Annotated in this window: 11 protein-coding genes; 8 read left to right on the top strand and 3 right to left on the bottom strand. The window is 73.5% G+C overall.

The genetic code is table 11. The features are described 5' to 3' along the window. Nucleotides 1-2 precede the first annotated feature (2 nt). Nucleotides 3-1,496, top strand: a complete 1,494-nt coding sequence (locus ABT381_RS17360) for a CoA-acylating methylmalonate-semialdehyde dehydrogenase (protein ID WP_351594412.1) — start codon at nucleotides 3-5, stop codon at nucleotides 1,494-1,496. A 46-nt stretch (nucleotides 1,497-1,542) separates the two neighbouring features. Here ABT381_RS17360 and ABT381_RS17355 read toward each other — a convergent pair whose 3' ends face one another. Next, nucleotides 1,543-2,775: a styrene monooxygenase/indole monooxygenase family protein gene (locus ABT381_RS17355; protein ID WP_351594409.1), complete on the bottom strand. Its 1,233-nt coding sequence runs from the start codon at nucleotides 2,773-2,775 to the stop codon at nucleotides 1,543-1,545. 169 nt (nucleotides 2,776-2,944) lie between these two features. Here ABT381_RS17355 and ABT381_RS17350 point away from each other — a divergent pair, with 169 nt between their 5' ends. The 3 genes from ABT381_RS17350 (at nucleotide 2,945) to ABT381_RS17340 (ending at nucleotide 7,797) form a co-directional block, all read left to right on the top strand. Beyond that, nucleotides 2,945-4,159, top strand: coding sequence for a hypothetical protein (locus tag ABT381_RS17350; RefSeq protein WP_351594406.1), 1,215 nt, complete (start codon nucleotides 2,945-2,947; stop codon nucleotides 4,157-4,159). 72 nt (nucleotides 4,160-4,231) lie between these two features. Further along, the gene (locus ABT381_RS17345) at nucleotides 4,232-6,937 is read left to right on the top strand and encodes an alpha/beta fold hydrolase (RefSeq protein WP_351594403.1); all 2,706 of its coding nucleotides are present in this window, start codon (nucleotides 4,232-4,234) and stop codon (nucleotides 6,935-6,937) included. Beyond that, nucleotides 6,934-7,797 (top strand): ABC transporter permease, encoded by an 864-nt coding sequence (locus ABT381_RS17340; protein ID WP_351594400.1) that lies wholly within the window; start codon nucleotides 6,934-6,936, stop codon nucleotides 7,795-7,797. The genes ABT381_RS17345 and ABT381_RS17340 overlap by 4 nt, the downstream gene beginning before the upstream one ends. Nucleotides 7,798-7,810: 13 nt before the next feature. On the opposite strand, the gene ABT381_RS17335 is transcribed toward ABT381_RS17340, so the two are convergent. Together ABT381_RS17335 and ABT381_RS17330 are read right to left on the bottom strand one after the other, a co-directional pair. Beyond that, a complete protein-coding gene (locus ABT381_RS17335; protein WP_351594397.1) occupies nucleotides 7,811-8,542 on the bottom strand; it encodes a YqeB family protein in 732 nt (243 codons plus the stop codon). Next, entirely contained in the window at nucleotides 8,532-9,161 is a 630-nt protein-coding gene (locus ABT381_RS17330) for a TetR/AcrR family transcriptional regulator (protein ID WP_351594394.1), read from the bottom strand. Before ABT381_RS17330 ends, ABT381_RS17335 begins: the two co-directional genes overlap by 11 nt. A 182-nt stretch (nucleotides 9,162-9,343) precedes the next feature. Between ABT381_RS17330 and ABT381_RS17325 the strand changes: the two genes are divergently transcribed. The 4 genes from ABT381_RS17325 to ABT381_RS17310 form a co-directional block, all read left to right on the top strand. Next, nucleotides 9,344-9,799, top strand: a complete 456-nt coding sequence (locus ABT381_RS17325; RefSeq protein ID WP_351594391.1) for a hypothetical protein — start codon at nucleotides 9,344-9,346, stop codon at nucleotides 9,797-9,799. Between the two features lie 106 nt (nucleotides 9,800-9,905). After that, a complete protein-coding gene (locus ABT381_RS17320; RefSeq protein ID WP_351594388.1) occupies nucleotides 9,906-11,975 on the top strand; it encodes an FUSC family protein in 2,070 nt (689 codons plus the stop codon). Nucleotides 11,976-12,151: 176 nt separating this feature from the next. Beyond that, entirely contained in the window at nucleotides 12,152-13,267 is a 1,116-nt protein-coding gene (locus ABT381_RS17315) for a rod shape-determining protein (RefSeq protein ID WP_351594385.1), read from the top strand. Between the two features lie 314 nt (nucleotides 13,268-13,581). Continuing rightward, nucleotides 13,582-14,820 (top strand): sensor histidine kinase (locus tag ABT381_RS17310; protein ID WP_351594382.1); only part of this gene is annotated, 1,239 nt, incomplete at its 3' end.

Raw genomic sequence — 14,820 nt, 5'->3', positions numbered from 1 at the left:
ACATGAAGACCCTCAGCCACTGGATCGGCGGCAAGCCCGTCGAGGGCACCTCCGGCAACTTCGGTCCGGTCTACAACCCCGCCACCGGCGCCCAGGAGAAGCAGGTCCCGTTCGCCTCCGTCGACGAGGTCGACACCGCGGTCGCCGCCGCCAAGGAGGCGTTCCGCACCTGGGGCACCAGCTCGCTCGCCAAGCGCACGGCGGTCCTCTTCAAGTACCGCGAGCTGGTCGACGCGCACCGCGAGGAGATCGCGCGGCTGATCACCGCCGAGCACGGCAAGGTGCACTCCGACGCGCTCGGCGAGGTGGCCCGCGGCCTGGAGATCGTGGAGCTGGCCTGCGGCATCTCCGAGAAGCTCAAGGGCGAGCTGTCCACCCAGGTCTCCACCCGCGTGGACGTCTCCTCCATCCGCCAGTCGCTCGGCGTGGTCGCGGGCATCACGCCGTTCAACTTCCCGGCCATGGTGCCGATGTGGATGTTCCCCCTCGCCATCGCCTGCGGCAACACCTTCGTGCTCAAGCCCAGCGAGAAGGTGCCCTCGGCCGCCTTCAAGCTGGCCGAGCTGGCCGCCGAGGCGGGCCTCCCCGACGGCGTCCTCAACGTCGTCAACGGCGACAAGACCGCCGTCGACCGGATCCTCTCCCACCCGGACATCGCCGCGGTCTCCTTCGTCGGCTCGACCCCGATCGCCAAGTACATCCACACCACCGGCACCGCCAACGGCAAGCGCGTGCAGGCGCTCGGCGGCGCGAAGAACCACATGCTGGTCCTGCCGGACGCCGACCTGGAGCTGGCCGCGGACTCCGCGATCAACGCGGCGTACGGCTCGGCCGGCGAGCGCTGCATGGCGATCTCCGTCGTGGTCGCCGTCGGCGACACCGCCGACCCGCTGATCGAGAAGATCAAGCAGCGGGCCGCCGCGCTCACCATCGGCCCCGGCGACGACCCGGCCTCCGAGATGGGCCCGCTGATCACCAAGGTGCACCGCGACAAGGTCGCCTCGTACGTGACCGGCGCCGCCGCCCAGGGCGCGACCGTCGCGATCGACGGCACCGGCTTCACGGTCGAGGGCCACGAGGACGGCCACTGGATCGGCGTCTCGCTGCTGGACAACGTCACGCCCGAGATGGACTGCTACCGCGACGAGATCTTCGGCCCGGTGCTCTCCGTCGTCCGCGTCGAGACGTACGACGAGGCCATCGCCCTGATGAACAACTCCCCGTGGGGCAACGGCACGGCCATCTTCACCCGCGACGGCGGCGCGGCCCGCCGCTTCCAGCTGGAGGTCGAGGCCGGCATGGTCGGCGTCAACGTCCCGATCCCGGTCCCGGTGGGCTACCACTCCTTCGGCGGCTGGAAGGACTCGCTCTTCGGCGACCACCACATCTACGGCAACGACGGCGTGCACTTCTACACCCGCGGCAAGGTCGTCACCACCCGTTGGCCGGACCCCTCCGACGGCGGTATCAACCTGGGCTTCCCGAGCAACAGCTGAGGGCCCCGGGAGGGCTGACGCCCAGCCCCTCAGCTGTGGCTGGGCGTCACCCCTCGCGGATCTCCGCCAAGTACGCGGCCGCTGCCTCCGGGTCGGTGAGCCAGTGGCGGAAGTCGGCCGGGTCTGCGTAGCCGTTGACGAAGCGGTGGGCGACCGCCGGGCATCGGGCGGCGGTTGCCAGCAGTCGTTGCATGTGCTCCGGGGGCGGCTGCAGCATCGCGTTGGTGAACTCCGTCGCGTACTGCGCGTGGTCCCAGAACGTGTCGAAGGTGCGCTCCATCCAGGCCCGGTCGAAGGGGGCCGTGCCGCGCTCCTTGATGGCGCGGAGATAGCGCGCGGCGCAGCGGGCCGCGTTGTTCGAACCCTGGCCGGTGACCGGGTCGTTGACGACGACGGTGTCCGCCATGCCCAGGACGTACCGGCCGGTCGATACCTTGGCCACCGGGCGCCGTACGGTCGGCGTGACCGCGCCGTAGAGCGTGCAGCGCGCGTCCGTCGGCTCCGCGCTCCGGCACAGCTCGTACTCCGCCGGCGCGTACCGCCGCAGCAGTTCCAGCGTGCGCGCGAGGCAGGCGGCCGGTCCCGGCCGGTCCTGCCAGCAGTCGTACGGGCCGCCCGGCACCCCTTCGAAGAACACGATGTCGCACAGGCCGCCCGTGGTGAGCGCGGGGATCACGAACATCTCCCCGGCCTCGGGCGAGAGGTTGGAGCGGGCGTGCGGCGCCGGGTACTCCGGGCGGTGCCCGACGCCGTGCAGGTAGATGCAGGCCAGGGCGCGCTGCGGCCGGTCGTACGGGGAGCGCGCGCGGTCCCGGGGGAAGAGCCGGGCGAGGTCGCCGCGGCCCGCGGCCACCAGGGTCAGGTCGTGCGAGGCGGCCAGCGCGGCCAGCCGTCTGGCGTCGGCGGCGCCGTACTCCACCCGGCCGCCCCGCGCCTCGTACAGGTCGAGCCAGTCGGCCATCTTCACCCGCTGGTCGACGGATTGCGCCTCCTCGTCGAAGCGGCCGGTGAACCGCAGCGTGGGCGTGCCCGGCGGGTCCCAGACCGTGGCCTGCAGCGCGGTGATGCCGGGGGCCTTGCCGTCCCAGGCGTTCAGGCCCGCCGCGCGTTCGAGGCCGAGCGCCGGGCCGAACATGATCTGGGTGGACATCACCCGCCCGGCGCGGATCTGCTCCGGCGTACGGTCCGAGACCACGGTGACGTCGTACCCCTCGGCGAGCAGCCCGTGGGCCAGCTGCAGTCCGGCCTGCCCTGCCCCGACGATCGCGATGGCACGCATGCCGCCTCCCCCCCTGCGGCCCGGGTGCGGCGCCGGGCCCTCCTTCAGTTGTACTTGCGGGGCGCGCGCGGTGTACAGATCCGTTACGGTGCGGGCGCTGTCGCGCGCACACGAGGCCGCAGTTCAACGCGGTACGCACAGCAGCACACAAGAGAAAGACGGGGGCGACATGCCGAACAGTACGGTCCTCAGCAAAGGGGCGCGGATCACCGCTGGGGTGTTCTGCACGCTCTTCCTGCTGAACAGCGCCACGTGGATGGCGATCGACGTGGGGGAGCACGGGTTCGGGGCGCTGTGGGACTCCTGGTCGGGCGTCGGGGGCCGGGGCATGGTGACCGACCTGTTCACGGTCGCGCTCGCACTCGTGCAGATCGCCGCGGTCTGGGCGGCGTTCACCGGGGCGCGGGCGGCCGGCGGCCTGCTCGCCGTGGCGACGACGCTGACGTTCACCACCGGGCTGCAGAACTTCGTCAGCACCGGCCAGCACACCAGCGACAACCGCTGGTTCCTGGGAGAGGTCGACAGCTCGAGCAGCATCTTCGAGGGCGTCTTCGTGACGAGCGGATTGATCATCTTGCTCGCCTTCGCCTGCGGCCTGGTGCTCCTCGCGGGGATGCGGAGCTGGCCCACCCGGCGGCCGAGCGATCCGCCGATGCGTCCGGCGAAGGCGGCGGCCGTGGCCGGCGCCGTGGTGCTGGGCGTTGTCGCGCTGTGCCAGGCGTTCTCGAACGTCTATACGCTCACGCAGTACCGGCCCGCCCTGCTGGAGGTCATCTACCTCGGCCACGGCAACCTGCCCGCGCTGATGAGCGTGGCGTCCGGCTGGGAATCCGTCGTCTGCCTCCTGCTGGCCGCGATCGGCGCGGTGCTCTGCCTCGCGCGTGCGGTGTCCGCGCGGGGCTTCGCGCTGGGGCTGGCGCTCGTCCTGCTGCCGCTCTCGCTGATGACGCTCGCCGCCCTGATCAGGTACGGGGTCTTCTTCACCGCGCAGCAGGGGCCCGCCTTCCCGGTGTACCTGGCGCACAGCCAGCTCCTGATCCAGCTCGTCGGCTCGATCGCCGTGCTGGTCCTGATGGGCCGCCGGGGCACGCCGGTCGCGGCGGAGTGGTACCCGCCGGCGCAGCTGGGCGTGGTGCCGATGCCCGGGACGCAGCCGTACGGGATGCCGGGTGCCCCGGCGTACGGAGCGCCGGGCCACCCGGTGGCCGGACCGCAGCCGGGGTACCAGCCGCAGCCTGGCTACGCGCCGCCGGTACAGCCGCAGCCCCAGCCCGGATACGCCCCGCCCGCCATGCCCCCGCAGGCCCCGCCGATGCCCTACGGCGCACCCCCGGTACCGCCCACCCCGCCCGGTGGCGGCTTCGGGCCGCCGCCGCAGGGCTGAGCCGCAGCCTGACGGTGTCCGTGCCTCAGGGCTTGACCGGGAGTTCACGGGGCACCCCCGTAGGGTGATCGCATGGCTGTAAAGGTTCCCCGGCCGCGTGGCCGGCTACTGGTCGCGCTCGTGGCCGTGCTGGCCGTCCTGCTCGGCGGCGGGTCGTGGGCGGCGGTGGCCGCTTCCGACGGCTCGTCCGCCGCCGTGCACCGTCAGGACCAGGTCCTGGCGCTGCCCGAGAAGCCCGGCAGCAAGGCCACCGTCCGGATCGACACCTCCTACTTCACCAGCACGGCGGTGCACGGCCGCCGTCCCGCCGTGCTGCTCGGCCACGGCTTCGGCGCCAGCAAGGCGGCGGCCAAGGACCAGGCCCAGCAGCTGGCGCGGGCCGGATACGCCGTACTGACCTGGTCGGCACGCGGTTTCGGGCGCTCCACCGGCAAGATCGGGCTGAACGACCCGAAGGGCGAGGTCGCCGACGTCAGCCACCTCATCGACTGGCTGGCGAAACGTCCCGACGTGCAGTTGGACAAGCCCGGCGACCCGCGCGTCGGCATGACGGGCGCCTCGTACGGCGGCGCCATCGCGCTGCTCACGGCGGGCCACGACCGCCGGGTGGACGCCATCGCGCCGCAGATCACGTACTGGAACCTCGCCGACGCGCTGTTCCCCGACGGCGTGTTCAAGAAACTGTGGGCCGGTTACTTCTTCACCACCGGCTCGGCTCCCGTCACCACCTCCGTGCCCAACCCCGCGCGCGGCGTCGCCTGCCACCGCTTCGAGCCGGCGCTGTGCCGGATGTACGAGCGGGTGGCGGTCTCCGGGAAGCCGGACGAGGCAGCCCGGAAGATGCTGGAGAGCCGCAGTCCCCAGGCCGTCGCCGACCGCATCAAGGTCCCCACCCTGATCAGCCAGGGCCAGTCCGACTCGCTTTTCCCGCTCGGCCAGGCCGACGCGATGGCGAAGGCGCTGAAGAAGAACGGCGCGCCGGTCAAGGTGGACTGGATCGAGGGCGGCCACGACGGCGGCGACCGCGAGGAGGCCCGCGTCCTGGCCCGTACGGAGGCGTGGTTCGCCCGCTATCTGAAGGGCGAGCGCGGCACCGACACCGGCCCGGCGTTCCGGATCAGCCGGACCGGGGGCGTGGACGCCGCCGACGGCGCCTCGCGGCTGCGCGGCGCGAGCGGCGACCGCTACCCGGGCCTGCGCGGCGACCCGCGGTCCGTGCCGCTCGCCGGCCGCGAGCAGACGCTCGCCAACCCCGCGGGCGGCGACCCGCCCGCGATCTCCTCAGTGCCCGGCATCGGCAGCGCGCTCGGCGGCCTGAGCGCGCTGGGCAACGGCCCGTCGCTGGACTTCCCCGGCCAGTACGCCCGGTTCGAGTCCGCGGCGCTGAAGAGCCCCGTACAGGTCACCGGCTCGCCGACGGCGAAGCTGCGGGTGAGCAGCGACCGCCCCGACGCCGTGCTGTTCGCCAAGGTCTACGACGTCGGGCCGGACGGGCGCAGTCAGTTGCTGCCGCACCAGCTGGTGACGCCGCTGCGGGTGGCGGACGCGAAGGACGGCCGTACGCTCTCCGTCCGGCTGCCGGCCATCGACCACGAGTTCGCCGCCGGGCACCGGATGCGGCTGGTGGTGGCCGCCACCGACATGGCGTACGCCTCGCCCGCGCAGCCCGCCGTCTACAAGGTCGCGCTCGCCGGGAAGCACGCGCTGAGCGTGCCGACCGCGCCCGGCGTGCACACCGCCGCCACCCCGCTGCCCTGGTGGGTGTGGGGTCTGCCGCTCGCCGCCCTGCTGATCGCCGCCGCGCTGCTGCTCACCGGGCGGCGCCGCACCACGCCGCCCGCGCCGGACCCGGACCTGGCCGACGTACCGCTGCGGATCACCGGCCTGACGAAGAAGTACAAGGGTGCCGTGGACCGGTACGCCGTCCGGGACCTGACCTTCGGCGTCGACCGCGGACAGGTGCTCGGTCTGCTCGGGCCCAACGGCGCGGGCAAGACCACCTCGCTGCGGATGCTGATGGGCCTGATCACGCCGGACGACGGCGAGATCCGGGTCTTCGGGCACGCGGTGCGGCCGGGCGCGCCGGTGCTCTCGCGGGTCGGCGCGTTCGTCGAGGGCGCGGGCTTCCTGCCGCACCTGACGGGCCGGGAGAACCTGGACCTGTACTGGCGGGCGACCGGCCGCCCGGCCGAGGACGCGCACCTCGACGAGGCACTGGAGATCGCGGGCCTGGGGGAGGCGCTGCAGCGCGCCGTCCGTACGTACTCCCAGGGGATGCGGCAGCGCCTCGCCATCGCGCAGGCCATGCTCGGCCTGCCGGACCTGCTCATTCTGGACGAGCCGACCAACGGCCTGGACCCGCCGCAGATCCGCGAGATGCGGGACGTGATGATCCGTTACGCGGCCGAGGGGCGGACCGTCATCGTCTCCAGCCACTTGCTGGCCGAGGTCGAGCAGACCTGTACGCATCTGGTCGTCATGGACCACGGCCTGCTGGTGCAGGCGGGGCCGGTCGCCGAGATCGTCGGGTCCGGGGACACGCTGCTGGTCGGCACGGCGAAGCCGGTGCCGGACGATGTGGTGGAGGAGGTCGCCGCGCTGCCGTTCGTCGTCTCCGCCGTCCGCGCCGACGACGGGCTGCTGGTCCGCCTCGACGGCAGCACCGGCACGCCGACGCTCCTCGCCGAACTCCTCCGCCTCGAAGTACCGGTGGAGCGCATCGGGCCGCACCGCCGCCTGGAGGACGCCTTCCTCACCCTGATCGGAGGGGACCGATGAGTACCGCAGCACGCCCGGCCGGGCCCGCGGCCGGCTACCGCGCGGGACACACCCTGCCGCTGCGCGTCGAGGCGCTGCGCCAGCTGAAGCGGCGCCGCACGCTGGTGGTCGGCGTGGTGCTGGCCGCGCTGCCGTTCGTACTGGTCGCAGCCTTCGCCCTGGGCGGCGACCCGGCCGGACGGAACAACCGGATCACCCTGATGGACACCGCGACCGCCTCCGGCGCGAACTTCGCGGCCACCGCGCTGTTCGTCTCGGCCGGCTTCCTGTTGGTGGTGCCGGTCGCGCTGTTCTGCGGCGACACGGTCGCCTCGGAGGCGAGCTGGTCCTCGCTGCGGTATCTGCTGGCCGCGCCGGTGCCGCGCACCCGGCTGCTGCTGAGCAAGCTGACCGTGGCGCTGGTGTTCAGCGCGGCGGCGATGGTGCTGCTGCCGCTGGTGGCGCTGGCCGTGGGCACGTACGCGTACGGCTGGGACGCGCTGCGGCTGCCCGGTGGCGGGGTGCTGCCGGCCGGGGACGCGGTGCCGCGGCTGGCGCTGGTCGTCGCGTACCTCTTCGTCTCGCAGCTGGTGACCGCGGCGCTGGCGTTCTGGCTGTCGACGGTGACGGACGCGCCGCTGGGCGCGGTCGGCGGCGCGGTCGGCCTCACCATCGTCGGCAATGTCCTGGACCAGGTCACCGCGCTCGGCAACTGGCGCGACGTGCTGCCGGCCCACTGGCAGTTCGCCTGGGTCGACGCCCTCCAGCCACGGCTGGACTGGACCGGAATGGCCCAGGGCGCCGCGGTCTCGGTCTCCTACGCGCTGATCCTCTTCGCCCTTGCCTTCCGCGGTTTCCGGACGAAGGACGTGGTGTCGTAGGCGCGGGACGGGATCAGGTCTCGCGGGCCGGGAGGTCCGGGGCGCGGCGCCAGTACTGCTGTTTCTTCTCCTCCCGGACGACGATGCCGAGGGCTGCCAGTTCCTCGCGGAGTTGGGCCGCGTCGGCCGCGCGGCTCTTCTGGAGGGCGTGTGCGCGGGCCTTGAGGAGGGCGTGCGCGCCTGCTTCGAGGTCGGGGAGGCCGTCCACCCAGCGGCGGTACGCCTTGGCGTGCGGGTCGCCGGTCGCGTGCCAGGGGTACCCGTGGTCCCGGAAGGCGGCGGCGAAGCGCTCGGCGTCGAAGTCGCCCTTGAGGCGCAGGAGTTCTTCGGTGCGGTGGCCGAGGGCGACGAGCTGCTTGCCGTCCACGAAGAGCGCGTCGAGGTCGGCGCGGCGCAGGGGGCGGTGCCGGCCGCCGCGGGTGACGGTGGCCCGGTCGGGGCCGACGGTGGCGTACACGTAGTCGTGTTCGGCGAGCAGCGCGAGCGCCAGTCCGGCGACGGCGCCGAGGAGGACCGCGCCGATCGTGGCCTGCGGCTCGGGGAGCGAGGCGACCAGCTCGAACGGGCCCTGCAGGGGCGCCCAGGGCAGTGACGCGACCCAGTCGGCCACCGCGTCGAGCAGCCATCCGAGGCCCGCGCCGAGGAGCGGGAAGCCGGCCCATACGAGGGCGCGGGCGCCGGTGGTCGGCGCCACCCGCGTCTCGTCCTTCGTCTCGTCCTTTGCGAGCGCGTTCTCAGCAGGCATCGGTCGTGCCCTTCTCTCGGGCCGGGGCCGGGTCGCGGCCTACCAGCCAGTCGATGATGCGGCGCAGCTCCGCGGCGTGTGCCCGCGGGTCGAAGTCGTCCTCGCCGGCGCTCAGGTAGCCGGAGTCGATCAGCCGCTGGATCCATCCGGCGGTGCGCTCGGCGGCGAAGGCGAGCGGCCGGCCCGCGTCCGCCAGCCGTTCCAGCAGGGCGACGAGGGTGGCGCGGATGCGGGCCTCGTCGGCGGCGACCATCCCGGCGAACTCCTCGTCCCGGTTGGCCTGGAAGACGGCCGCGGCGGCGAGGCCCGGGACGAGCGGGTCGGCGAGGTCGGCGAGCAGGTGGTCCATGAGCCCGTCGAGGCCGTCGTCGGGCCGCTCGGCGGCGAGCGCCCGGTCGCAGGCCGCGGCGTTGCGCGGCAGGTCGTCGGCGAACACCGCGTGGAAGATGTCGCGCTTGGCCGGGAAGTAGTGGAAGAGCGTGCCCGAGCCGATGCCGGCGCGGCGGCAGATGGCCGCGGTCGAGGTGCCGTCCACGCCATGGGCGGCGAACTCCTCGGCGGCGGCGACGAGGATCCGGGCCCGCTTGCGGGCGTGCTGTTCGGGGTCGACGGTACGCATCGGCGTAATAGTAGAGCACGCACTCTATTAATGGAGCCCGCGCGCCACGGCTGTCGGGGCGGCTCGCTGTTGGGCCGGGCGGGTGCATGCGCCGCGGGTCGTGCAACCCTCGCGCGGCGCGGCGTGTCTGCTCGTAAGAGGTCCGCATAATGCGGATGAATTCCGGAAGAAGAGGACATCCGATGATCCGTAAGGCTTCGCGCGCTGTCACCGTCTCCGCCCTCTGTGCCGCGCTGCTCGGTGGTGGACTGACCCTCGCCGCATCGGCGCCCGCCGTGACCGCGTCCCCCGAGAAGGCCCCGGCCCGCTACAACGCCGAGCAGGTCCACCACTTCCTGCAGGGTTTCTACGGCAATCACGGCCCCCGTCAGTGGGAGCGGGACAACATGGTCGGCGACGCGCTGAAGAAGCGCGCCGAGAAGAACAAGAAGTACGACGTCCTGCTGTGCGCGCAGAACAACCCGCGGGACATCGCCATCGGGTGGGTGACCACCGCGCAGTCCGCGGGCGTCGGCTGGGCGACGGTGACCACCAAGTGGGCGCACGGCCCGAACCAGCACTTCACCGCGTACGTCGACCTCGACGCGAAGAAGCCGATCAAGCTCACCCAGATCGACTGCAGCCCAGAGCGCCCCTGACGCCCGCGGTTCCCGTACCGGCCGCCATCCGAGGGGCGGCCGGTACGGGGGTGCCGCGCGTGCGCAGCCGCCCGATTTCACGGCATCCGGCACGTATTCTCTCGGTATGACCTGGACGAGCGCGCTGAAGCAGACCGCCCGCTCCGGGCTGAGCGTCGAACGGGCCAAGCTGACGCCGCTCATCGCGGTACGCGGCGCCGCGGGCGTCGCGCTCGTCGTCGGGGGCTGTCTGTGGCTGGGCTCCCCGGTGCTCGCCGTCTCCGCCGCCTTCGGTGCCTTCTCCGCCGCCATCGCCACCTTCCAGCGCAGCTGGCGGCCGCGCCCGCTGCTGGCGCTGGCCGTCGCGGGCGGCCTGTCGGTCTCCACCTTCCTCGGCTATCTGGCCGCGTCCCACACCGTGCTGTTCGTGCTGCTGCTCGGCGCCTGGACCCTGCTCGCGGGGCTGTGCTGGGCCGTCGGGCCGGTCTCCGGGCTGATCGGCACGCAGACGGTCGCGGTGATGCTGGTGACGGTCACCCTGCCGACCTCCGTACTGGGCGCGCTGGAGCACGCCGCGCTGATCGCGGTCGGCGGCTGCGTACAGGCCGCGCTCATCGTGCTCTTCCCCATCCGCCGGTGGGGGCGGCAGCGGGACGCGCTGGCCGACGCGCTCGCCGCCGAGGCCGACTACGCGCGCCGGCTGCGCCACGACCCGGTGGCGCCCTTCGACCCGCAGCCCCTGATGGACGCGCGGCTCGCCTCCCGGGTGACGCCCCGCCAGGCCCGGCGCCGCCCCGCCCAGCTGCACGGCCCCCGCACCCTCGCCGAACAGGTGCGCCCCGCCCTCGCCTCGCTCGCCGACCCCGTCGTCGGCGCCCCGCTGGAGGGCCCCGAGCGGGACCGCGCCCGCGAACTGCTCGGCGCCGCCGCGACCGTACTGGACGCGGTGGCCTCCGCTATCCGTCACGCCCGGCCGGTCCGGCTGCCCGCCGACGCCATGGACACCCTGGAGGTACCGGAGTCCGGCGACATGCTGACCGGTCCGGCGCGCCGCTCGGCGGCCCGGCTGCTGAGCCTGCTCGCCGACGCCGTGGAGGTCGCCGACGAGCCCGTCGAGCCCACCGGCCCCGTCTCCGACGGCGACCGGCCGCACCTGCTGCGGCCCGCCGTCCACCGCCAGGTCCCGGTCGTGCTGCGGGCCGTCCGTCGGGAGCTGCGCTGGTCCTCGTTCGTCCTGCGGCACGCGCTGCGGGTCGCCGCGGTGGCCGCGGTCGGCTACCTCATGGGCACCGCGCTGCCCTTCGGGCACGGTTACTGGGCGCCGCTCGCCTCCGTGATGATCATGCGTCCCGACTTCGCGCAGACGTACCAGCGCGGCATCGCCCGCTTCACCGGCACCCTCTTCGGCGTCGCGGTCGGCGGCGGGGTGATCGCCCTGTTCCACCCCGGGCAGTACGTCGACGCGGGCCTGGCCATCGTGTGCGCCTTCCTGATGTACCTGCTGCTGCGCACCGGCGTCGCGGTCACCTCGGCCTGCGTCGCCGCGTACGTCGTCTTCCTGCTCGGCATCGCGGGCGCCGGCTGGGAACAGACCGTGCAGGAGCGGGTGGTGCTCACCCTCCTCGGCGGCGTGCTGGCGACACTCTCGTACGCGCTCTTCCCGGCCTGGGAGACGTCCCGGCTGCGCGAGCGGCTGGCGGAGTGGCTGGAGGCGGGCGGCCGGTACGCCGTCGCCGTCCTGGAGATCTACGCGCGACCCGCCGAGCGCCGGCCGCGCCGGGTCCGCGAGGCCCTGCTCGACCTGCGCGCCGCGCGCGTCGCGTGGGTGAAGAGCGGGGAGCGCGCCGGGCAGGAACCGGTGCGGCACCGCGGGCTCTCGCAGGGCGCCACGCAGGCGGCGGAGGCGGCCCTCAACGCGATGGGCCGCGTCACGATGCTGATGGAGGCTCACCTGCCGGGCCCGGACGCGGAACCGTCCCCGGGCGCCGACGCGTTCGCCGCCGAGCTGAAGCCCTCGGTCGAGCGCGCGGCCCGGGCCATCAGGGAGGGCGGGGACCTGGACTGGTCGGGGCTGCACAGGTGGCTGGCCGTCTGGGACGCGGAGACGGAGGGCCAGGGCGTGGCGCTGCGCGCGGCGGGCCTGCTGGTGGACGCGCTGGACGACCTCGCGCAGGCGCTGAACCGCACCGGGCGCTGAGCGCCGGTCCGTTCGGGCCCGGGCCGGACGGCGTGCAACTATGCGATGCCGGTAGGGTAGGTAATTGCCCGTTATTGACGTCATTGCTGTCGTCTGGGGCGCGATGTCGGGGGGTCCGTGCGCCGCGCCGCGGGTGTGTCCGCAGTCCGAGCCGAAAGCGAGCGAGCGAACTCCTCATGGCGTCCAGCACTTCCTCCGGCGGTACGTACGACATAGGCATCGACCTCGGGACGGCCAACACCCTGGTCTACGCCCGCGGCAAGGGCGTGGTGCTCAACGAGCCGTCCGTGGTCGCGGTGAACGCGGCGGGCGACGTCATCGCGGTCGGCACGGAGGCCAAGCGCACGATCGGCCGCACCCCGTCCGGCATCACCGCGATGCGGCCGCTCCAGGAAGGCGTGATCGCCGACTTCGACGCCGCCGAGCGGATGCTGCGGGGGCTGATGAAGAAGGCGCTGCCGGGCCGCCGGCTGTCCCGGCCGCGGGTGGTGGTCTGCGTACCGTCGGGCATCACCGGCGTCGAGCGGCGCGCGGTCATCGACTCCGCCAAGCGCGCGGGCGCCCGCGAGGTGCAGCTGATCGAGGAGCCGATGGCGGCCGCGATCGGGGCCGGGCTGCCGGTCGCCGAGCCGGTGGGCTGCATGGTGGTGGACATCGGCGGCGGCACGACCGAGGTCGCCGTGGTCTCGATGGGCGGCCTCGTCACCGCGCAGTCCGTGCGGGTCGGGGGCGACGCGATGGACGCGGCGATCACGGCGTACGTCAAGAAGAAGCACGCGCTGGCCATCGGGGAGCGCACCGCCGAGGACATCAAGATCGCGATCGGCTCGGCGCTGTGGACGCCGGAGGAGGTCCATCTGCCGGAGCCGCCCGCCGACGGCGCGGACGCGGAGGACACCGTGCCGCTGCGCATCGACGCGTACACCGTCCGCGGCCGCGACCAGGTCAACGGCCTGCCGCGGACCCAGGAGATCACCGCCGAGGAGATCCGGCAGGCGCTCGCCGAGCCCGTCGACGCGATCGTCCAGGCCGTCCGGCGCACCCTGGACGCGTGCCCGCCCGAGCTGTCCGGCGACGTCATTGAGCACGGCATCGCGCTCACCGGAGGCGGGGCGCTGCTGCGCGGCCTGGACCGGCTGCTGCGCGACGAGACCGGCGTGCCCGTCGTGGTCGCCGACGACCCGCTGCACTGCGTCGTGGCGGGCACCGGCAAGTGCGTCGAGGAATTCGCCACCATGCACGGCCTGTTGGCGGACGCCAGGACGCAGCCGCGGCGGACCGTACGCCTGTGAGCCGACGTTCCACCGAGGCACCGCATGGCCAACTCCCTTGGCCATGCGGTGATCTGGCGTGCGCGGCCGCCGTCCGGAAGGTGACATCGCGGCCCCCGCGAGATGTGCGCCAGGCGGACAGCGATGTCCGTTCAGCGGGCCGACAGCCGTTCACCTGCGGCGACATGACCCGCCGTCAAGGAGTGATCAAGTCCGGTTATGCTGAAGACGGCTCAGCGTACTGGCAGTTACCACGGGTGACCTCCGTGTCGACGCTGCCCTCGCAGCTGCGCCCGAGGACTTCCCCGTATCTTTTTGATTGGTTGAGGGTGCTGATGGTTCGAGATGGATCGTCGCCCGGGGGCCTGCGACCCGCTTCGGCGTTGGCGTGGATACTTCCGGCGGCGCTCACCGTGATCGCCGCCGTCGTCGCCGCCGTACTGGTCCCCTCCGCCGCGCTGACGCCGGTCCTGTGGACGGGCGGCGTCGCCACCGTCGCGGTGGCGCTCCTCTCCGCCGAGGTCGCCCGCCGCGGCCGCGCGCTGACGGCCCTGCGCCGGAGCTCCGACGCGCAGGCCGCGGTGCTGGCCCGCCAGGAGGCCGCGACCGTACGGCTCGCCGAAGGGCTGCTGCCCGAGGTCGTCACCCGGCTCGGCCAGGACGAGTTCCCCGAGGACGTGCTCGCCTCGATGACGGAGCGGCTGGCCCAGGAGGCCCGCGAGTCCGGCCTGACCCCCGAGTTCGCCGCGGCCCACCAGGCAGTGCTGCGCTCCGTCCTGGAGGCGGTCGTCGCCGAGGAGGACCTGCGCGAGTCCGCCCAGCGCGCGTTCGTGAACATCGCCCGCCGCGTCCAGGCCATCGTCCACCAGCAGGCGCAGGAACTGCGCGGCATGGAGGACCGGCACGGCCAGAACCACGAGGTCTTCGGCGACCTGCTCCGGCTGGACCACGGCACCGCGCTGATCGGCCGCCTCGCCGACTCCATCGCCGTACTGGGCGGCGCCCGCCCCGGCCGCCAGTGGAGCCGCGCCGTCCCGCTGTTCAGCGTGCTGCGCGGCGCGATGTCCCGGATCATCGACTACCAGCGCGTCGAGCTGCACTCCGTCTCGGAGGTCGCGGTCGTCGGCACGGCCGTCGAGCCGCTCATCCACGCGCTCGCCGAGCTGCTGGACAACGCCACCCGCTACTCCCCGCCGCAGACCCGCGTCCACCTCACCGCGGTCGAGGTGCAGTCCGGCATCGCCGTCGAGATCGAGGACGGCGGCGTCAGCATGAGCGAGGAGGCCCGCAAGCGGGCCGAGCGGATGCTCCAGCAGGCCCAGGAGGGCATCGACGTCAACGACCTGGGGGAGACCCCGCGGCTCGGCCTCGCGGTCGTCGGCCGGCTGGCCCAGGCGTACAACTTCCAGGTGTCGCTGCGTACTTCGGCGTACGGCGGTGTGCGTGCCGTTCTCATCGTGCCGCAGGATCTGATCACCACCGCTCCCGCCACCGGCCGGGCGCACGGCATCGGCGCCTCCTCCGGGCCGCTGAGCGCGCGCACCGAGCCCAGGGCGGTCCCGCGCGCGGCCACC

It is taken from the genome of Streptomyces sp. NPDC000151 (assembly GCF_040301705.1).
Taxonomy (GTDB): Bacteria; Actinomycetota; Actinomycetes; order Streptomycetales; family Streptomycetaceae; genus Streptomyces.
This window is presented reverse-complemented; position numbering and strand designations above follow the sequence as displayed.